The sequence below is a fragment of the Hymenobacter glacieicola genome (assembly GCF_014640315.1).
In the GTDB taxonomy this organism is placed as follows: domain Bacteria; phylum Bacteroidota; class Bacteroidia; order Cytophagales; family Hymenobacteraceae; genus Hymenobacter; species Hymenobacter glacieicola.
Genome location: NZ_BMGS01000006.1, coordinates 132,175 through 150,797, shown reverse-complemented (window position 1 = coordinate 150,797; position 18,623 = coordinate 132,175). Strand labels below are relative to the sequence as shown.

Here is an 18,623-nt window from a genome sequence, read left to right as displayed (position 1 = left end):
CTTATTTACTACAAGACCCTGGTAGAACAAGTATCCCGTTTTTCTGCATCCAGTGCTACGCCACCGGCAGGGTTACAATGAACTCCGAGCCCCTACCCTCTTCCGACGTTACCCGGAGGGTTCCGCCGTGGCTTTTCACGATGTCGTAGCTCAGGGAGAGGCCCAGGCCCGTGCCTTCGCCGGCGGGCTTGGTGGTAAAGAAGGGCTGGAACACGTTGGCCAGCACTTCCGGCGACATGCCAGCGCCGTTGTCTTGCACCCGAATTTCAGCCCCAGCCGGCCCGGCCTGGGTGCTAATTTTTACCACGGGTTGGTAGGTGGCTTCCCCGGCTCGCCGGCGCTGGGTTACGGCGTAAAAGGCATTAGTGAACAGGTTGAGCAGCACCCGGCCCATGTCCGAAGGCACCATAGCCAGCAGCGGCAGATTGGGGGCCAGGTCGGTTTCCACTGCTACGTGTAGGGCTTGGTCGCGCAGCTCGGGGCTTTGGCGGGCCAGTTGCAGGTACTCCAGCAGCAGGGCGTTCAGGTCGGTGGCTTCCCGCTGCCCGGTGCCGGAGCGGGAGTGCTCCAGCATGTCCTTGATAATGGCGGAGGCCCGAATGCCGTGCTGGCTGATTTCCTGCAGGTTCTGGCGCAGCCCCAGCAGAATTTCCTGCTCCAGCCCCGGCTTGCTGCCCGCCTCATGAATGGTATCGACCATGGTGGTACTGACCTCGGCAAACCGCTTCATGAAGTTGAGCGGATTCTGCAGCTCGTGGGCAATGCCGGCCGATACCTCCCCCACAAAGGCCCACTTCTCGGACTGCACCAGCTGGTGCTGGGTAGCGCGCAGCTGGGCCAACGTCTGCTTCTTCGCCTGCAGCTGCCGGTACACGGCCAGCCCCAGCCCCGACACCAGCAGAATGGCCACGGCCGCTACCCCCAGCAGTTGATTGCGCTGCCGGAGCCGGAGGTCCTGCAGGCTTTTTTCGTGGCGCAGACGCGCAATCTGGTTGTTTTGAGCCTGTTCTATCCGCTCCCCCTCGTACTGGGCCAGCAGGTTATTGCCCTGAGCGGCATGCAGGGTGTCCAGCAGGTCCAGGTAGATGCGGGTGTAGCTGCGCAGGGGCTCGGCCGCGCCCCGGGCGTCTTGGAAGCGGATGATCTGCTTCAGGTATTTGGGGCGCAGCATCTGAAAATTGGCTGCCGTGGCTTTCTCATAGGCCCGCTGCCAGGCCGCATCTGCCCGGGGGTAGTCCTGCCGGGCGGTGTAATACTGGGCCCAGGTGGCATCGAGGGCAAACTCGCCGGGGCGGCCAGTAATGAGCATGCGCAGGGAATCGGCAATGTGCTGGGCTTGGGCAAGCAGCGGCCCTACCTCCCGGGGGCGGTTTAAGGCCAGCAGCACCTGGCTTTTCAGCACGAGGCCGTAGGCCGTAAACTGCCGCTTATCAACGGAGTCGAGGCGGGCAGTTTCCAAGGCTTGGTTGGCGTAGCGCAAGGCCGCCGCTAGGTTGCCCTGCTGCAAGTTGAGCTTGGTTACTGCCTGCAGCGCAAACAGGCGCTGCAGCCCATTAATCCGGTATTTTTTGTTTAAGACCGACGCCTGTTCCAGGTAATGCAGGGCTTTCTGAACATTGCCCCACTCGGCGTAGGTAGTGCCCGCTACCATCAGCTCGTTGGTGAATAAGCGGCGGTGAAACCCCTGAAACAGATCCGCTGCGTGCAGGTAGCAACTGATGGCCTGATTATAGTCGCCGCGGTGGCGAAAGGTGCCGCCCAGCACCAGGTAGCAGGCCGCCTGATTTTCTACGGCCCCCTGAAGCCGGTACTGCTTGAGCTTGCGGTTGAAATAAGCAAAGCGGGCGGCAGACTCGCCCAGTTCGTTGTAAAGCGGGCCCAAATCAATCAGAAGCAGAGGAATGGGGTGCTGGGCCTCATCAAACAGTTCAATGGCTTGGTGCAGAGCGGCCAGGGCTTGGTGGGGCTGGCGGGTTTCTACCCAAAAATTAACGCCGGCCCGCAGCTCCCGGTAAGGAGCATCATCCAGCTGCTGGGTGCGGGCATTCAGCCGAAACAGCTCATCCAGCAGGGGAAGCACCTGGGCCCGCCGCCGCACCTCGGTTAGCTCCACCACATCCAGCATATGGATAAGCGTGCGCACGCGGGCGGTATCGGCTTGCGGGCGCTGCAACACGTGACAAAGCGAATCAAAGTCGGCGGCCCAGTACGCGTGTTGTGCTACCATAGGCCGGCCTACCAGCAGCAGCAGCACGGTAATAATCCACTTCATATCTGTTGAGCGCTGCGCCACGGGAAGTCCTGGCCGGCCCGCCAAGTTGGGAAGAAAACAGCAAATTCCGCCCCGCCCTATCCCGCCGCCGCGTGCGCTTTCCCGCTAAGCCTGCTAGCACCACCGGCGCGGGCCGCAGAGCTGCCCCGCGGCCCGCGCCGGACGGGGCAGTTGCGGTGGTACCCGGAAGGTTACGTATATTTTGCGGGTTGCTGGCCCGCACAGGGGCCGTGGTTTTTCCTTCGTACTCAGCCTGTTTGCAATGGAACATCTGGATTATCTTCTGGCCGGTGCGCTGGGCCTGGCGCTGGCCGCCTGCAGCGGCTTCCGCGTATTCGTGCCGCTGCTGGCTGCTTCCCTGGCCTACCGTACCGGCTACCTGACGCCATCCGCGGGCTTCGCGTGGCTCGGCACCTGGCCGGCCGTAGCGGTGCTGGGCACGGCCACCGTAGCCGAAATTCTGGGCTACTACCTCCCCGTAGTCGATAACGTGCTGGATACGATAACCGGACCGGCTGCTTTTCTGGCCGGCACCATTCTCATGACGTCGGCGCTGCCGGACATGCCCCCGGTGCTGCGCTGGGGACTAGGAGTGCTGGTAGGGGGCGGCACGGCGGGCATTATTCAAACGGGCACCTCCTTGCTTCGGGCGGGCTCTACCGTTACCACGGCCGGGCTGGGCAACCCGGTGCTGGCTACGGTTGAAAACCTGCTGGCCCTTGTGGGTACGGCCTTGGGGTTGTTGCTGCCGCTGCTGGTGGCCGCGCTGGCAGTAGGCATGGTGGTGTGGGTGCTGGTTCGGCTCCGGCGCTGGCGGCAGCGCCGGACGGCCCGGCGGGCTCAGCTAGCCGCTGGCGGACTGGAGTAAACCCCCACCCAAGCACACTAAAAATCCAGGGTCCGCAGTTAGTAGAACCCGCACACCTGCTTTCTTCGTAAGCTTGCGTCTTCGCGTTAGCCTGCCCTGGGTGCTGTGCTTTTTTTATGACTGACTTTTCTTCGGCGGCTCCCTCCGCCTCCCTGCTGGAAGCCTACGCCGGCATTGCCCGGGTTCGGGTATGCGGCCTGCTGGTTCAAGAAGACACCTTGCTGCTCACGGCCCACCGCGGGCTACTCCCTAATCAGCTGCCGTTCTGGTCGCCGCCGGGCGGGGGCTGGCAGTTTGGCGAAACCCTGCAGCAGTGCCTGGCCCGGGAGTTTGAGGAAGAAACGGGCTTGGCCGTTAGCGTAGGTCGATTTCTACACCTGCACGAGTTTCGGAGCCCGACGCTGCAGGCCCTGGAGTTGTTCTTTGAAGTGCGCCCCCTCGACCCAGCCGCCACGCCTACCCTCGGCCGCGACCCGGAACACGCCCCCGACGCCCAGCTGCTCACTCAACTGGCGTTTGTCACGCCGCGCCAGCTGGGCCAGCTGCTACCCTCGCAGGTACACCCCGTGCTTCGCGACATTATCAGCCCCGATGACGTGTTCATTCCCCAGATTCGGTTTCAGGCCAATCCCTCGTAATCGTCCCCGTTTTTGCTGGGCCTGTTGGGTGGCTACTTAGCCCGGGGAAGCTGCTGGGCAACCCGGTTTTTGTGTCGGCTGGCTCCTACGTACCTTTAGCGGACAATTGTTCCTGTTCGTGCCCACTCTTTGCCCTACCCCTATGTCCACCACCGTCTTTATGCCCCCGGTTGCCCTGCACCGCTTGCACGACGAAACGCTGGACCTGGAAAACCTGTCTGCCTACAACCTGTACCTGACTGCCGGCGCGGCCGGCCTGCGCGTGGGCGTGGCCGATGTACGCCGCAACAAGTTCGTGGCCCTGGAAGATTACGCGGCTCCCGACGGCGCCATGCCCCTGGCCGGGCAGGTGCAGGCCCTGGCCGCCGAGCACGAGCTGGTAGGCCGCACCGGCTGGAACCGGGTGCTGCTGGCCGTCCAGAACCGACACTTTACCTTGCTGCCGGCCTCCCTTTTTCGCCCCGGCGACGAGGCCACCTACCTGCGCCTGCACCACGCCACGGACCCGCAGCGCGAGTCGGTTCACCACTACACCCATACGGGCCTGGAAATCAGCAGCGTTTTTGCGGCCGAACGTGGGCTGGCCGAATGGTTTCGAGCTACCTACCCCGAAGGCCGGCTGGTGCACCATACCAGCACGCTGCTGGAAGGCGTTGCCCACCAAAATGAACAAGGCAACGCCCGCCGCATTTACCTCAGCATTGGCCACCAGGAAGTTACGCTGGTTGCCATGCGCGACAAGCAGCCGGAATTCTGCAACGTCTTCCCCTTCAGCACCCCCGAGGACCTGATTTACTACACCATTCTGGTGATGCAGGAGTTGCAGCTCAACCCCGACCAGGATCTGGTGACGGTGTGGGGCGACTTAATGCACGACTCGGAGCTGTTTACCATCCTGCGCAAGTACATCCGCAACATCCGCTTTGGCAACCGGCCCTACGATTTGAGCTACAGTTACCGCCTTAACGACGTCTTTGAGTACCGTTACTTCGAGCTGTACGCCCTGCACCTGTGCTAAATGGTGATGTAGTGATTTGGTGAGGTCGTGACCCAGCGAGTTTAAAAAAGCCCGTCCTCCTGAGTCCGGCAAAGGACTTTACCACGGCAGCACATGCCGTTATTACGCCCGTCGTTCTTGCGTGAGAAGGTTCTTCGCTGGGCTCAGAAGGACGACGGGCTTTTTTCAAACTCACTACATTCCCCAATCACCTCTTCCTCATGCGAATTGCTTTGTTCCCCGGCTCCTTTGACCCTTTTACCAACGGCCATCTGGATGTAGTGCGGCGCGGTACGACGTTGTTCGACGAGGTGATTATTGCCATCGGCAACAACAGCAGCAAGCAGCGCTACCTGCCCGTGGAGCAGATGATTAGCCTTATTGAGGAGATTTTTCGGGAGGAGCCGCGGGTCTCGGTGCGGGCTTACAAGGGGCTAACGGCCGATTTTGCCCGCGAGGTGGGCGCCCGATTCCTGCTGCGGGGCCTGCGCAACACCACCGACTTTGAGTACGAAAACACCATTGCCCAGGCCAACCGCCACGTTAACCCGGCCCTGGAAACCGTATTCCTGATTACCTCGCCCACCCTGGCAGCCATCAGCAGCACCATCATCCGCGAAATCCACCGCTTCGGCGGCAACGTCGATGATTTCGTGCCTTTTCACCTGCCGCCGGTAGCGGGGTAGCTCCTTGCGCATTAGCACCAAAAAGGCCGCTCTACTTTAAAGGGCGGCCTTTTTAGTTCGCTTTAAGCCGGGACCTACTTCCGGGACACCACGCGCATCCCAACAATTTCGCGGTTGTTTTGGGGGTTCACCACAGGTAGCACAATGTAGTCCGTGGCCGTTAGGCTGAGGTTGCCGTTGCGCAGGATTTCATCTTCATCCGTGCCCACCAGTACTAGGTCGCGCACTTTGCGGGTGCGGGCATGGAACGTGGCCACGATGGTGATGCCGTTCCGCTCAAACGTGTTGATCCAGTCTTCGCCCTTGGTCGCTTTCATTTGCTCGGCCGTGGGCTCAGCGCTTACTTTCTGGTCGCGGGCCTCCTGCGGAGTGCCCAGCACCCGCCGTACCTGGTCGATGTTGCGGCCTACCAGGGCCGGCACATCCACGGCGGCTTTGCTACCGGCTTCTACGCTGCCCGTGCTGGGGTCGTTAGGTTCAGAAACGGTTTGAGAGCCGGTGCAGGCTGCCATTCCCAGGAGCAGCAACGCAAACGGCAGGCAACGAAATGGGCGCATCGGCTCAACCATCGTTAATCGTTAAAGTAAAGTTACTTGGCTGACTCGCGGTCGGCGGGGGCCTGGCCCGCGGTTTCACTCAGGTAGTGGCGCACAACCAGCGCAATGCTGGCGTAGGATTCCTCCAGCACGTTTAGCGCGTCCTGCGGGGTCATCCAGCGCACTTCCTCAATGTACTCCTCAGCCTGGGGCTTCATGAAGGAGTCATCCAGGCAGCGCATGATGTACCAGTTTGTTTTCTTCAGGATTTTGTTGCCGTTGTAGGCGTAAGAATGCCAGGTGCTGGGCAACTTTTCCCCAATTTCCACCTTGATGTTGCATTCCTCTTCCACTTCGCGCAGGGCGCCCAGGGCAGGATCTTCCTCTTTTTTGAGCTTGCCTTTGGGCAAGTCCCACTTCCCGAGCCGGTAGATCATCAGAATCTGGCCGTCTTTCACCACCAGGCCACCGGCGGCTTTCACAATCTTAAACTGATCTTTCAGATGCAGAATAAGCCGCTTTTTCTTGCGCGCCAGCAAGGTGAGGGAAGTAAGCTTTTTGAGCTTTTTCACTTCCATCAGACGTAGCAGCCGGTCCACGAACACGTCCGTTACGTCGCGCACCAGCACATCCCCAATCAAATCCTTGGAAATGAACTCATCCTCCGGATTTAGAATCAGGTCGTACTTGTGCTTGTATATCTTCTCGCTGTTCTTCTTAATAATCAGCGGAATATCGTTGATGAAAACGTTCATCGCGGGGTAATCTGGAGGGGCGAAAAGGGGACTCAGGCGGGTTGCTGCAAAGCACAGCATATTTCCCCGGAAACGAAAGCCTTCGGGGTCGGGCAAGATACGGGATGTCAGCGGTTGTGTTGTATAAAGCTGCACCGCTACCGCATAAAGCCACCGCGCTGGCGGGCAGGAAACCTGCTCCGCGCCTGCTACCTTCGCCGGCATGAAGAAAATTGGCTTGCTCTCCGACACGCACAGCTACCTCGACGAGCGGATTCTGCACCACCTGCAGGATTGCGACGAAATCTGGCACGCCGGGGATTTTGGCACGGCGGAAGTAGTTGAAACCCTGGCGGCGGTAGCGCCCCTGCGTGGGGTATACGGCAATATTGATGGCAACGAGGTGCGCCATACCCAGCCGCTGGTGCAGCATTTTGAGCTGGAAGGCCTGCAAGTGCTGATGACGCACATTGGCGGCTACCCCGGGCACTACAGCCCCGCGGCTCGGCCGCTGGTGCAGCAGGAGCGCCCCGGCCTTTTTATCAGCGGGCACTCCCACATTCTTAAAGTAATGCCCGACCCGCGGCTGGGGTTGCTTCACCTCAACCCAGGAGCCGCCGGCCGCCACGGTTTTCACAAGGTCCGGACCCTGCTGCGCTTTGCCGTGGCCGAAGGCCGGGTGCAGCAGTTGCAGGTAGTGGAGCTGGGGCCGAAGTAGCCTTTCCTTTCATTATGCCCCGCGCCTACCTGAACGAATCCTTGCCAACTAAAAAAGCGCCCCTTCCCGGAGGAAAAGGCGCTTTTGGAAATTCTGGTTGTATACCCACCGACACCGGGGTAGGTGCACCAGACGTAACGTCCGGACTAAGCGGCTGCTTCGGTCGTGGCTTCGCTCTTGGTGAAGCGGGCTTTCAGCTCGTCGAGGTCCACGTTCTTCAGAACGGGCGTGAGGAGCAGTTGCTTAATGATGCGCTGCTTGTTGTTGGCGCGGGCAATGTTCTTGCGGTGCTTCCGCTTCAGACGGGTAACGGTCATTTTTCCGGGTCGGTTTAGGTCTTCTACTAAATGAGGGGCAAAAGTAACGACTAAATTTGAAACCGGGAAACCTTTCCCGCATTTCCTTCCTATCCTAACCCAATGACTGATTCTGTAATTGATTTGCGCTCCGACACCGTGACGCGCCCGACTCCGGCCATGCTGGAGGCCATGTTTCAGGCCCGCGTAGGCGACGACGTGTACGAGGAAGACCCGACCGTGCGGGCCCTGGAGCAGGAAGCTGCTGCCTGCTTCGGGCTGGAAGCCGGCCTGTTCTGCCCTTCTGGCACCATGACCAACCAAATTGCCATTAAGGCCCACACCGAGCCGTTGTCGGAGGTTATCTGCGAGCAGAATTCCCACATTTACCTCTGGGAGGTAGGCGGCATTGCCTTTCACTCGGGCGCTTCGGTGGCCCTGCTGCCGGGCAACCGCGGGCGCCTGACCGCCGCCCAGGTAGAGGCCGCCATTCGCCCCGTGAACGTGCACTACCCCACTACCTCCCTGATTTCGCTGGAAAACACCCACAACCGCGGCGGCGGAAGCTGCTACGGCTTGGGGGAGTTGGAAAGCATTGCCGAGGTAGCGCGCCGCCACCAGATTCCGCTGCACCTTGATGGGGCCCGCATCTTCAACGCCCTGGTGGCTACCGGTCAGCCGGCCCAAGAGTACGGCCGCATTTTCGACACGATTTCGGTGTGTTTAAGCAAGGGGTTGGGAGCACCAGTGGGCTCCGTGCTGCTGGGCAGCCAGGCGTTCATCCAGAAAACCAAGCGTATCCGCAAGGTGATGGGCGGGGGCATGCGCCAGGCTGGCTACATTGCCGCCGCGGGCCTCTACGCCCTGCAAAACAACGTGGAGCGCCTCTCCGATGACCACCGCCGGGCCCGGCAGCTGGGCACCACGCTGGCGGCCCAAAGCTACGTGGCGGAAGTGCTGCCCGTGGAAACCAACCTGGTTATTTTCCGCCTTCAGGAAGCTACCCCCGCCGAACAGTTCCTGGCTCGCCTGGACCAGCAGGGCATCCGGGCTACCTCCTTCGGGCCCCAGATGATTCGCTTTGTCACCCACCTGGACATTGACGACGCCATGATCAGCCGCGTAGAAGCTGCGTTGGGGGCTATGTAATACCCTGGTCTGCCCAGCCAAATGGTAAAACGAAACGCGTTGGTCGGGCCCGGGGTGAGCTAACCCCGGGCCCGACCAACGCGTTCTAGCTATTTGCGGTATCCTTTTCCTCTGGCCTGTTGATGGAATTATACAACACCTTCGCCCTGCTGCTGGTAGCCGCCGCTACGTTTGGCTATGTAAACCACCGGTTCCTGCGGCTTCCCAGCACCATTGGCCTTATGGTGCTGGCCCTGGTTTCCTCGCTGGCCGTAGTGGGTCTGGGCCGCCTAGGGGTTTCGTGGGTGCTGAACGTGAGCGAATTGGTGCGCAACATCGATTTTCACACGGTGCTGATGCAGGTAATGCTCAGCTTTTTGCTTTTCGCCGGAGCAATTCATGTTGACGTGCGGGCTCTGGGGCAGGAGCGCGGAGCAGTAGCCGCTCTGGCCACCGCCGGCACTTTAGTTTCTACCCTGCTGGTGGCTACGGCCATGTATTGGCTACTTCCGCTGGTGGGCTTACCGGCGCATTTCATTTACTGCTTGCTATTTGGGGCTCTGATTTCGCCCACTGACCCAATTGCCGTACTGGGTATTTTAAAAGAAGCCCGCATTGCGCCCCACCTCGAAATCAGGATTGTAGGCGAGTCGTTGTTTAACGACGGCATTGCGGTGGTCGTGTTTGTGAGCCTGTTTCAGATTGCGCAATACGGAGCTGACCGGGCTACAGCAGGGGTTATTGGGGAATTGTTTCTGCGTGAAGCGGTAGGAGGAGTAGCCTTGGGCGCAGCACTGGGTTATCTTACGTTCTGGGCCCTGCGCAGCATTGACAACTACAAAGTGGAAGTACTGCTGACCCTGGCCCTGGTCATGGGCCTTACCGCGCTGGCTACAGCCTTGCATACCTCCGGGCCGCTGGCCGTAGTGGTGGCCGGTCTGATTGTGGGCGACAAAGGCCGGCAACTAGGTATGTCGGACCTGACCCGGGAATACGTTGACAAGTTTTGGGAAGTGCTGGATGAGATTTTAAATGCTGTCCTTTTTGTTCTTATCGGCCTTGAAATGCTCGTGCTAGATATTAACCGCACCATCCTGCTGGTAGGAATTATTGGTATTGTGGTGGTGCTGGTAGCCCGTCTGGTTTCAGTTGCTTTGCCGCTGGGCTTGCTACGGTCTCGTTATAGCTTTGACCGTCCTACCCTGCGCGTACTCACGTGGGGTGGGCTGCGGGGTGGTATTTCGGTAGCGCTGGCCCTCTCGCTGCCCGATGCCATGCCCCGCGACCTGATTGTGGGGGTAACCTACGTGGTGGTGGTTTTTAGCATTGTGGTGCAAGGCCTCACTATTGGCCCACTGGTGAAAAGACTGGGGCTTAGCACACCAGAACAGGGCACGCAAGCTCATTAGATTAGCGGTGGCAGCCCCGTATCTTTCGGCTCCCGCTTCCGACTTATCTCTTCTCCATGAACCCTTCCCTTTTCGTAATTGGCGACGTACACGGCTGCTACCATACGTTTCGGGAATTGCTAGGGCGCTGGCGGCCAGCGGAAGAGCTGCTGGTACAAACCGGCGACCTGGTGGATCGGGGCCGCTTCGGGCCGGAATGCGTGCAGCTGGCCATTGAGCTGGAAGCCCGGCACCCGGGCCGCACGGTGTTTCTGCTGGGCAACCACGAGTACGAAATGCTAAAGCACTTCGGACCCGACGGCCCCAACCCAGCCTGGCTGGGCTGGGGCGGGCGCGCAACGGTGCAGCAGTACCAGGGCCGGCGCGAACTGCTGCACCAGCACCTGGCTTGGCTGCAGCAGCGGCCCTTCACCTGGGAAAACGACCACCTGCTCATCAGCCACGCTGGTTTTGCCGATACGCCCACGCCCCTGGACCCCGAAGATATGGATGGGGTGCTCTGGCGACGCGGGCCTCTGCGCAACATGGGCCGCCGCCAAATAGTAGGCCACACGCCTACCCCGGCGGGCGTCCCCACGTTTGATGCGGCCGCCAACGTGCTGAACAATGATACAGGAGCTTGTTTTGGCCATAACCTCAGCGGCCTGCGCGTATCCTTCAGCGGGGAAGTGCTGGGCGAAGTGCTGATTCCGACTTCTCTGCTGGATATTGTTCTGGCCTAACCCCACTCCTGCCGCTTCTTACCCATGTCTGCCAGCGCCTCTCCCCTTCTCCCTGACCCTGCCCTGCTCCATCTAACCCAGGCCGACCCCGTGCTGGCTGCTCTCATCCGGCAGGGACGCCCCATTGCCGCTTCCGCCCACGAAGATTTGTACCTGGCTTTGCTGCGGGCCATCGTCAGCCAGCAGATTTCCACGAAAGCGGCCGCCGCCATCTGGCGTAAAGTGCAGGCCCTGTTTCCGCCCGATGGCTACCCCGAGCCGGCGGCCCTGCTTCTGCTCACCGATGAGGACTTGCGTGCGGCGGGCATCTCGCGCCAAAAAGCGGGTTACCTGCGTGCTATTGCCAGTTTTGCCCAGCAAGGCCAACTCGACCACGCCCACCTGAGCCAGTTGGCGGCGGACGAATTCACCCGCCACCTTACCCAGATTAAAGGGGTAGGCCGCTGGACCGCCCAGATGCTACAGATGTTTGCCCTGGACCAGCCCGACGTATTTCCCGAGGGTGATTTGGGCATTCAGAACGCCATGCGTCGCCACTACGGCCTAGCGGAAACCGGCCGGGCCCTGCTCAAACGAATGACGGAGCTGGCCGAACCCTGGCGCCCCTACCGGACCCTGGCCAGCAAATACTTGTGGCAGTCGTTGGATAATGAGCCGGGGTAGCGGCTAGTCCTCCGTTTTGCCGTTTCGCTCGTTGCGGCGGGCATCCCAAATTCCTAGCCCAATGGCTATGAAAGTGGAAACGAAGGGCACCAGCAGCCCAAACAGCAGCCAGGGCCAGAACCGCCGGCCATACATGTGCGCGATGTACACGGTCATCACCGCTGACAACAGGCAGACAGGCAGGGCAAAAAACAGCAGGTTGAGGAAATCCATGGAGCAAAAGTACGCAGAAGCCTACCGGTAAAAGGCCGGCACCTGCTGTAGCTGCGCGTTCAGGTGCCAGTTAGGCGGCTTCATGTTGGGGTAAAACCAGGCCGCGCCGGCGGCCAGCCACTGGGCGCGGTATTCCCGAGCAGAATCAGGGGTGTAATCCTGGTAGCCAAACTCCGCGCCGCAACACGCGCAGATAGTGTAATCGGGCGAGTGCCCATCCGGGCCCCAGGGCGACTCATCGTAATCAAGGCCGCACACCCGGCAATACCACGGTTCCATCGGCATACTACCTGCTTACCGCACTTTGCCGCGCTTCACCAGGTAGGCGTACAGCACCTTGTCAAACGGCTCCCGGATGTCAACCGGCACGAAATCAATCTTGTACTGCCCGCAGCGCAACGCCAGCTCGTGCTCGTACTGGCGCATGGTGGTCTGGTACTGCTCCCGAATCTGGCTGGGCTGCAGCTTCACGGTTTGCCCGGTTTCCAGGTCCTCGAACAGGTAGGGCCGGTCCTGAAAGTTGAAATCGGCTTCGGTGGCGCGGTCCATGACGTGGAAGAGCAGCACCTCGTGGTGCTGGTGGCGCAGGTGCTGCAGGGCAGCCAGCGTCTCGGTCTGCTCCTCCGGGGCCCGGCCCAGCATATCGGAAAACAGCACCACCAAGGAGCGTTTCGGGATTTGCTGGGCAATGGTGTGAATGACGCCCGACACATCGGTGCGGGCGCGGCCGGGGGTAGCGGGGCGCTCTAGCAGCTGTTGCAGAGTCAGCAGCAGGGTGTGGCGGTGGGTGCTGGTGGAGCGTACGGGCGTTTGCAGCTCTACCTGGTCGGCGAAGGTAACGAGGCCCACGGCGTCGCGCTGCTTTTGCAGCAGCGTGGTAATAGCCGCCGCACATAGCACCGAAAACCGCAACTTATCGTGCGTGGGCGCCGGGTAGTACATGCTCGGGCTTACATCGAGCAGCAGGTGGCAGCGCAGGTTGGTTTCCTCCTCGTAGCGCTTCACAAACAGCTTATCGGTGCGGGCAAACACTTTCCAGTCGAGGTGGCGGGTGCTTTCCCCGGGATTGTAGAGGCTGTGCTCCGAAAACTCCACCGAAAACCCGTGGTAGGGCGACAGGTGCAGGCCGGTAATAAAGCCTTCCACCAGCTGGCGAGCCAGAAACTCCAGGTTTTCAAACGAGCGGACAGCGGCTAAATCGAGGGGTTGCGGCATAGTAGTCAGAAGGTAATTTTCGGGGCCGGAACCCCGCACCAAGGTACAAGGAAACCCGTCGACACGGACGCCCGCAGCGGCAACAGCCGCTAGCCCCTGACAGTTCGGCCGGGTCAGCTACGCTGGCCTTGCTTTCTAAGGTAGCAAACCACGTACAAAGCCAGAGGTGTGGGCGTTTTTCTGGCTCGTACATCTGCTCGTTTCTTAAGAAGGACGCTACGTTTTATATAGCGTTGATTAAATATTTATCTTGCTTTTATACCAGCCATCCGAAAGCAGGGCCTAAGGCCCTTATAAGCACTGATTTTTACCTGAGGCAAGATTTTTAGGCCTACCGGCCCGGAAAATGAAAAAGCCGGACTTCAAATTTTTATATCTAGTTGAAAGCACGTATTTTGCGCTGAACTTCAATAATCTTGGAATAACAAAACTTTACCGGAAGGAACTGTGGAAGACCGTCACGACCAGGAAGAAATTTACTCCCAACGCATTAAAGCTGGTAAGCGCACGTACTTTTTCGACGTGAAAGCCACCCGCGGCCAGGACTATTATCTGACCATTACGGAGAGCAAGCGTCGCCTGCGCGACGACGATACGTTCTCTTACGAAAAGCACAAAATCTTCCTGTACAAGGAGGACTTTCTCAAGTTTGTGGATGCCCTGCAGGACGCCGTGGACTACGTGCGCGAGGAGCTGCTGACCCCGGAGGAAGTAGCTGAGCTGGACCGCCCCCGCCCCGCCTACGACAACGAGGGCCGCGAAGGTGGCTACACGGCCCGCGCCACCGACGAGACCTACTAACCCTTACCCCGGAAGCCTAGCGAAACACTCATTACTACTTGAATTTTTTCTGCTTCCCACCGCACGGCGCGCCTGGCTTCGGTTCAGGCGCGCCGTGTTGGCTTTAAGGCCCGCTGAAGGGTAGGTACTGGCCGGCTTTGCAGGGCCGGGCCAAGAGTTCGGGGCGCGGTGGGCTCACTGGCCGTGCTTTCCTTGGAAAAGCCCCGTACCTTTGCGCCACGAATTGCGCCTTGGGCCCAACTCACCATCTCACTAACTCACTATTTCACCGTCATATGGGTCTCCGCTGCGGTATCGTCGGCCTGCCGAACGTGGGCAAATCCACGCTGTTCAACGCTCTTTCTAACGCCAAGGCCGAGTCGGCCAACTACCCCTTCTGCACCATCGAGCCGAACGTGGGCGTGATTACCGTGCCCGATGAGCGCCTCCAGATTTTGGAGCAGCTGGTAAACCCCAAGCGCGTACTGCCTACCATCATTGAGTTCGTGGACATTGCGGGCCTGGTGAAAGGTGCTTCCAAGGGCGAAGGTCTGGGCAACAAGTTCCTGGCCAACATCCGGGAGGTAGACGCCATTATTCACGTAATCCGCTGCTTCGATGACCCCAACATCGTGCACGTAGCCGGCGGCGTTGACCCCGTGTTCGACAAGGACGTTATCGACACCGAGCTGCAGATCAAGGACCTGGAAAGCATTGATAAGAAGCTGGCGAAGGCCGAGCGCTCGGCTAAAAGCGGGGATGCCGTGGCCAAGAAAGAGGTAGTGGCCCTGCAGCGTTTCAAGGAAGCCCTCGAAGCCGGCCAGAACGCCCGGGCCGTGCAGGCTACCCCCGAGGAGCTGGAAGCCGTAGCCGATTTGCAGTTGCTCACCATTAAGCCGGTTATCTACGTGGCCAACGTGGATGAGGCCAGCATTCAGGGCGGCAACGCCCACACGGCCGCGTTGCAGGCCCACGTAGCCCAGGAAGGCGCCGAAGTAGTGCTGGTGTCAGCTGCTATTGAGTCGCAGATTGCCGAGATGGAGGACCCCGAGGAAAAGGAGATGTTCTTGGCTGAGTACGGTCTGACCGAGTCGGGCCTGAACCGCCTGATCCGGGCTTCCTACTCCCTGCTGAACCTGATTACCTACTTCACCGCTGGCGTGCAGGAGGTACGCGCCTGGACTATCCACAAGGGCGACAAAGCTCCCCAGGCCGCCGGTGTTATCCACTCTGACTTCGAGAAGGGCTTTATCCGGGCCGAGGTTATCAAGCTGGCTGACTACCAAGAGTACAAGACCGAAGTAAAAATCAAGGAAGCCGGCAAGATGGCCGTGGAAGGCAAAGACTACGTGGTGCAGGACGGCGACATCATGCACTTCCGCTTCAACGTTTAATCACGGATTTAGACGGATTCGTCGGATTTCACGGATTTCCTACCCTACTCATGGAAGTTAAAGACAGCAACGGCAATCTGCTCAACGACGGCGACTCGGTTACCATTACCAAGGACCTGAAGGTGAAAGGCATGGCCCAGGCCCTGAAGCGCGGCACCGTGGTCAAGAACATTCGCCTCACGAGCACCCCCGCCGAAGTTGAAGGCAAAGCCGGGGGTAGCATGCTGGTTATCAAAACCGAATTCGTGAAGAAAGCCTAGCGCCGCATCTGCAGCCGCACAGTACCTTAAGCGCCCCGGTCGAATGGTTCGGCCGGGGCGCTTTTGTATTTATATCCAGATATAGTCCTTATGCAGATGCAGAAGCCACTGCAGGTATCATTCCTATAGTTGAAAGCAAGCAATTGGACATGATGCCTTCTGCCGTTAGAAGAAAAGGGACCTGAACAGCCAACAGAACGTCATGCCGAAGCGCAGCCAAAGCATCTTGCGTGCTGATGTTGAACTACTACCCCAACGTCAGCACGCGAGATGCTTCGGCTGCGCTTCGGCATGACATTCTTCTTATCAAGAAAAAGGGAGAGACACCTGCTAAAGTGTCTCTCCCTTTTTTTAATCGGTTATTTTCTTCTAATTCCCCACCACTTTAAACAGCATGCCAGCCGTCATTTTATCGGTGGTTTTCATGCCGTTGAGGATGGCCAGTTCCTCGTAGCGCTTGCTTGGGATGCCATTAGCGGCGAGGGCCGAGGCTAGCGTCTGACCGGCTTTGGCGGTTTTGATGCGTACCCGCTCGGGCTGGCGGTTGAGTTTGGCGGCATCGGTGAGGCGGCGGTAGCCCTGGGCCGTGCGCTGGAACTGAGGGGCGTAGGTTTCAAAAGCCGCCGGCGAGGTCAGGCCCACGAAGGCGTACAAGTTCTGGCCGTCCTGGATGATGTAGGTGAGCGTGCGGGCCGTAATGCCCTGCTGGCCGGTTTGCTGGTCTTGCCCTACCTGGTCGCCCTGTATAACAGCGGCCGGAAAGCCGTTGATGGTAGTGCGGCTGGCCTGGGCATTCTGCAGCTTCAGTTGCTGGGCCAGGCTTTGGGCGGCGGCATCCAGAGTACCGCTCCCGGCTGGCAGCAGCACAATAACGGCCTTGCCGCTGGGCTCGGCCATCTGGAACTGGCTGGGTGAGTTCTGCGACTTCCAGCCCTGGGGCACCGGAAACTGGAACTTCAGATCAGGATGATAGAACACGCTGTTTTCTACGTAGCCTTCGCGGGGGTTGTCGCCGTAGGGCAGGCCATCAATCATGCGCAGGTACTGGTCGCGGTTGACGGCTAGCTGGCGGCCAGCCTGCTGCTCGGCCTGCTGGGCCAGCTTCTTTACGTTCGTGTAACGGTCGGCGGAGTTGGGGTGCGACGACAGGAAGGTGGGAATGGTGGCGGCGCCGCTGCTTTGCTCGGTGCGCTGCAGGGTCAGGAAGAAATCGGCCATGGAAGCCGGGTCGTAGCCGATTTTGCTGGAGTACTTCACGCCCAGCTTATCCGACTCGTTTTCATCGTCGCGGCCGTACTTCAGCAGGCCCAGGCCCACTACCTGCGAGGCCGGCTGGGCAATGGACGCTACCCGCTTCGAGAGGATGGAACCCAGAATGAGCGCCCCGTTGGCAATGGTGGAGCGGGTTTGCTGCTTCTGGCCGTGGCGGGCCGTGATGTGGCCGATTTCGTGGCCGAGCACCCCACTGAACTGGGCTTCGTTGTTGAAGTGGGCCATGATGCCGCGCGTGAAGTACACGTGGCCGTCGGGGGTAGCAAAGGCGTTGATAATGGGCGAATCGACGATGGTAAAGCCTTTCACGTCGGCGGGCCGGTCGGAAATCTGCCCCATCTGCATGCCTTTGCTATCAATATAGCTCTGGAGCTTGGTGTCGTTGAGCAGGCCAAACTGGGCCACCACGGCGGGGTCGGGTTGGGCGCCCTGCACGGGCACGGCGGGGCGGGGAGCCGGGGCAACTGGGGCCGGACGAGAGCCGCTCAGCGGCAGCAAAAGGGCCAGCGTGGCACCGGCGTGCAGAACAGTAGTGAGAGTGGGTTGCATGGGAAGGAAGAGAGCTTAGTGATGTTGCCAAAGGGCGGGATAGGCCTGCAACGAGGCGCAAGGGCCCGAAGGTTACGGTACCCTAGCCCTTAAGGCTAATTCTGTGCCGGTTTTAGCTGAGCGTCTTCATCCGCCCGAACCTGATTTTCCTTCGGGCCATAATCATGCGGCTTTGTTGGCATGCTTTGGTATTGTGGCCACAGAAGCACCACGAAAAATTAGTTTATTAAACTATTTCAATATTTAATATTATTTTACTACTTACAACACTTACTTCTCACCTCTTATACTCATCCTCATGAAGAAGACGATACCAATAGCGGCGTGGGCGCTTGGGCTTTTGCTGAGCGGCCAGGCGTATGCCCAAAATAACCGCGCCACCGTGCAGCAGGTCGGCGACGGGAATATGGCCACCGATACGCAAACGGGCAGCCGCAACGTACTTGCGGTCAGTCAGGCCGGTGACGGGAATAACGCAACGGCCACGCAGGCCGGGGTCAGCAACGGCATCACGCAGACGCAGAACGACCGGGGGGCAGAGGCCACCGCTACCCAGCTCGGCAACCGCAATACTATTGTGCAGTCGCAGGAGGGTCGGGGCACGTTTTTCGGGGGGCAAGCCACGGCCTCGCAGGCGGGCAACGACAACCGGACCACGCAAACCCAGGTGGGGGCAGTGGAGGCCGCCTCCACGCAGGTCGGCAACCGCAACACGTCCGTACAGAATCAGCTGGGCCGGGTGCTGCAGGCTACCATCACCCAGCTCGGCAACAACAACAGCGCCGAGCAGGACCAGGTTGGTGCGGGGGCCACGGCTACCCTGCTTTCCGTGGGCAACCGCAACACGTCCTTCCAGTCGCAGCGGGACATCAGCCAGAATGCAGCGGGCACTCAACTCGGCAACGACAACCGCTTGTCGCAGGTGCAGTCTGGGGCCAACCAGGTAGCTACCAGCACGCAGCTCGGTAACCGCAACACCGCCGAGCAGGCGCAAGGCGGCACGGCCAACGCCGCCGCCATCGAACAAACCGGCTCCGACAACCGGGCCTACCAGGCTCAGGGAACAAGTGTTCCTAGTGGCGGCAACCAAGCCCTTATCGACCAGGACAGCCAGAGCAGCTTCGCCAGCCAAACCCAGAGCGGCTACCTCAATCAGGCCCGCACCTACCAGGGCCTTTCGGGGCAAAGCAGCACGGTGGTGCAAGACGGCCGCGACAACATAACGGTGGTCCGGCAGAACCATCCGTAATTTTGGGTACGAGACTACCCAACC

At 59.9% G+C, this 18,623-nt stretch carries 21 protein-coding genes; 13 read left to right on the top strand and 8 right to left on the bottom strand.

Annotated features, from left to right (window positions below; genetic code table 11):
* Positions 1 to 55: 55 nt before the first annotated feature.
* Positions 56 to 2,272 (bottom strand): tetratricopeptide repeat-containing sensor histidine kinase, encoded by a 2,217-nt coding sequence (locus tag IEW18_RS12690; RefSeq protein WP_188558233.1) that lies wholly within the window; start codon positions 2,270 to 2,272, stop codon positions 56 to 58.
* Between the two features lie 262 nt (positions 2,273 to 2,534).
* On the opposite strand from IEW18_RS12690, the gene IEW18_RS12685 reads away from it, so the two are divergent.
* The 4 genes from IEW18_RS12685 to coaD all read left to right on the top strand — a co-directional run bounded on the left by IEW18_RS12685 (position 2,535) and on the right by coaD (position 5,461).
* On the top strand, positions 2,535 to 3,140 hold the full coding sequence (locus IEW18_RS12685; protein ID WP_188558232.1) for a DUF4126 domain-containing protein: 606 nt from the start codon (positions 2,535 to 2,537) through the stop codon (positions 3,138 to 3,140).
* Positions 3,141 to 3,256: 116 nt separating this feature from the next.
* Entirely contained in the window at positions 3,257 to 3,778 is a 522-nt protein-coding gene (locus tag IEW18_RS12680) for an NUDIX domain-containing protein (RefSeq protein ID WP_188558231.1), read from the top strand.
* Positions 3,779 to 3,920: 142 nt separating this feature from the next.
* Positions 3,921 to 4,796 carry a DUF3822 family protein gene (locus tag IEW18_RS12675; RefSeq protein WP_188558230.1) on the top strand — a complete coding sequence of 292 codons (876 nt, stop codon included), beginning with the start codon at positions 3,921 to 3,923 and terminating at the stop codon, positions 4,794 to 4,796.
* Between the two features lie 200 nt (positions 4,797 to 4,996).
* Positions 4,997 to 5,461: a pantetheine-phosphate adenylyltransferase gene (gene coaD / locus IEW18_RS12670; RefSeq protein ID WP_188558229.1), complete on the top strand. Its 465-nt coding sequence runs from the start codon at positions 4,997 to 4,999 to the stop codon at positions 5,459 to 5,461.
* A 74-nt stretch (positions 5,462 to 5,535) separates the two neighbouring features.
* On the opposite strand, the gene IEW18_RS12665 is transcribed toward coaD, so the two are convergent.
* Entirely contained in the window at positions 5,536 to 6,018 is a 483-nt protein-coding gene (locus IEW18_RS12665; protein WP_188558228.1) for a hypothetical protein, read from the bottom strand.
* A gap of 32 nt (positions 6,019 to 6,050) precedes the next feature.
* Positions 6,051 to 6,752, bottom strand: a complete 702-nt coding sequence (locus tag IEW18_RS12660; protein WP_188558227.1) for an NUDIX hydrolase — start codon at positions 6,750 to 6,752, stop codon at positions 6,051 to 6,053.
* A 202-nt stretch (positions 6,753 to 6,954) separates the two neighbouring features.
* Here IEW18_RS12660 and IEW18_RS12655 point away from each other — a divergent pair, with 202 nt between their 5' ends.
* The gene (locus IEW18_RS12655) at positions 6,955 to 7,449 is read left to right on the top strand and encodes a metallophosphoesterase family protein (RefSeq protein ID WP_188558226.1); all 495 of its coding nucleotides are present in this window, start codon (positions 6,955 to 6,957) and stop codon (positions 7,447 to 7,449) included.
* A 146-nt stretch (positions 7,450 to 7,595) separates the two neighbouring features.
* Here the strand turns inward: IEW18_RS12655 and IEW18_RS12650 are convergent, their stop codons facing one another.
* Entirely contained in the window at positions 7,596 to 7,766 is a 171-nt protein-coding gene (locus tag IEW18_RS12650; RefSeq protein ID WP_188558225.1) for a hypothetical protein, read from the bottom strand.
* 102 nt (positions 7,767 to 7,868) lie between these two features.
* Between IEW18_RS12650 and IEW18_RS12645 the strand changes: the two genes are divergently transcribed.
* From IEW18_RS12645 to IEW18_RS12630, 4 genes are all read left to right on the top strand, one after another.
* A complete protein-coding gene (locus IEW18_RS12645) occupies positions 7,869 to 8,894 on the top strand; it encodes a threonine aldolase family protein (protein ID WP_188558224.1) in 1,026 nt (341 codons plus the stop codon).
* 122 nt (positions 8,895 to 9,016) lie between these two features.
* Positions 9,017 to 10,282, top strand: a complete 1,266-nt coding sequence (locus tag IEW18_RS12640) for a cation:proton antiporter (RefSeq protein ID WP_188558223.1) — start codon at positions 9,017 to 9,019, stop codon at positions 10,280 to 10,282.
* Positions 10,283 to 10,338: 56 nt separating this feature from the next.
* Positions 10,339 to 11,004 (top strand): metallophosphoesterase, encoded by a 666-nt coding sequence (locus IEW18_RS12635; RefSeq protein WP_188558222.1) that lies wholly within the window; start codon positions 10,339 to 10,341, stop codon positions 11,002 to 11,004.
* Between the two features lie 24 nt (positions 11,005 to 11,028).
* Complete coding sequence (locus tag IEW18_RS12630; protein WP_188558221.1) at positions 11,029 to 11,667, top strand: DNA-3-methyladenine glycosylase family protein; 639 nt, start codon at positions 11,029 to 11,031, stop codon at positions 11,665 to 11,667.
* A 3-nt stretch (positions 11,668 to 11,670) separates the two neighbouring features.
* Here IEW18_RS12630 and IEW18_RS12625 read toward each other — a convergent pair whose 3' ends face one another.
* The 3 genes from IEW18_RS12625 to IEW18_RS12615 are packed head-to-tail and all read right to left on the bottom strand — an operon-like array spanning position 11,671 to position 13,095.
* Positions 11,671 to 11,880: a hypothetical protein gene (locus IEW18_RS12625; protein ID WP_188558220.1), complete on the bottom strand. Its 210-nt coding sequence runs from the start codon at positions 11,878 to 11,880 to the stop codon at positions 11,671 to 11,673.
* Positions 11,881 to 11,901: 21 nt separating this feature from the next.
* Positions 11,902 to 12,165: a hypothetical protein gene (locus tag IEW18_RS12620; protein WP_188558219.1), complete on the bottom strand. Its 264-nt coding sequence runs from the start codon at positions 12,163 to 12,165 to the stop codon at positions 11,902 to 11,904.
* A 9-nt stretch (positions 12,166 to 12,174) separates the two neighbouring features.
* Positions 12,175 to 13,095 carry a DUF58 domain-containing protein gene (locus IEW18_RS12615; protein WP_188558218.1) on the bottom strand — a complete coding sequence of 307 codons (921 nt, stop codon included), beginning with the start codon at positions 13,093 to 13,095 and terminating at the stop codon, positions 12,175 to 12,177.
* Between the two features lie 447 nt (positions 13,096 to 13,542).
* Here IEW18_RS12615 and IEW18_RS12610 point away from each other — a divergent pair, with 447 nt between their 5' ends.
* The 3 genes from IEW18_RS12610 (at position 13,543) to IEW18_RS12600 (ending at position 15,529) form a co-directional block, all read left to right on the top strand.
* Positions 13,543 to 13,896 carry a DUF3276 family protein gene (locus IEW18_RS12610; protein WP_188558217.1) on the top strand — a complete coding sequence of 118 codons (354 nt, stop codon included), beginning with the start codon at positions 13,543 to 13,545 and terminating at the stop codon, positions 13,894 to 13,896.
* Between the two features lie 275 nt (positions 13,897 to 14,171).
* A complete protein-coding gene (gene ychF / locus IEW18_RS12605; RefSeq protein ID WP_188558216.1) occupies positions 14,172 to 15,269 on the top strand; it encodes a redox-regulated ATPase YchF in 1,098 nt (365 codons plus the stop codon).
* 50 nt (positions 15,270 to 15,319) lie between these two features.
* On the top strand, positions 15,320 to 15,529 hold the full coding sequence (locus tag IEW18_RS12600) for an alkylphosphonate utilization protein (protein WP_188558215.1): 210 nt from the start codon (positions 15,320 to 15,322) through the stop codon (positions 15,527 to 15,529).
* A gap of 369 nt (positions 15,530 to 15,898) precedes the next feature.
* On the opposite strand, the gene IEW18_RS12595 is transcribed toward IEW18_RS12600, so the two are convergent.
* Positions 15,899 to 17,350 carry a M48 family metalloprotease gene (locus IEW18_RS12595; protein WP_188558214.1) on the bottom strand — a complete coding sequence of 484 codons (1,452 nt, stop codon included), beginning with the start codon at positions 17,348 to 17,350 and terminating at the stop codon, positions 15,899 to 15,901.
* A gap of 298 nt (positions 17,351 to 17,648) precedes the next feature.
* Here IEW18_RS12595 and IEW18_RS12590 point away from each other — a divergent pair, with 298 nt between their 5' ends.
* Positions 17,649 to 18,599 carry a hypothetical protein gene (locus IEW18_RS12590; RefSeq protein ID WP_188558213.1) on the top strand — a complete coding sequence of 317 codons (951 nt, stop codon included), beginning with the start codon at positions 17,649 to 17,651 and terminating at the stop codon, positions 18,597 to 18,599.
* The last annotated feature ends 24 nt before the right edge of the window (positions 18,600 to 18,623 follow it).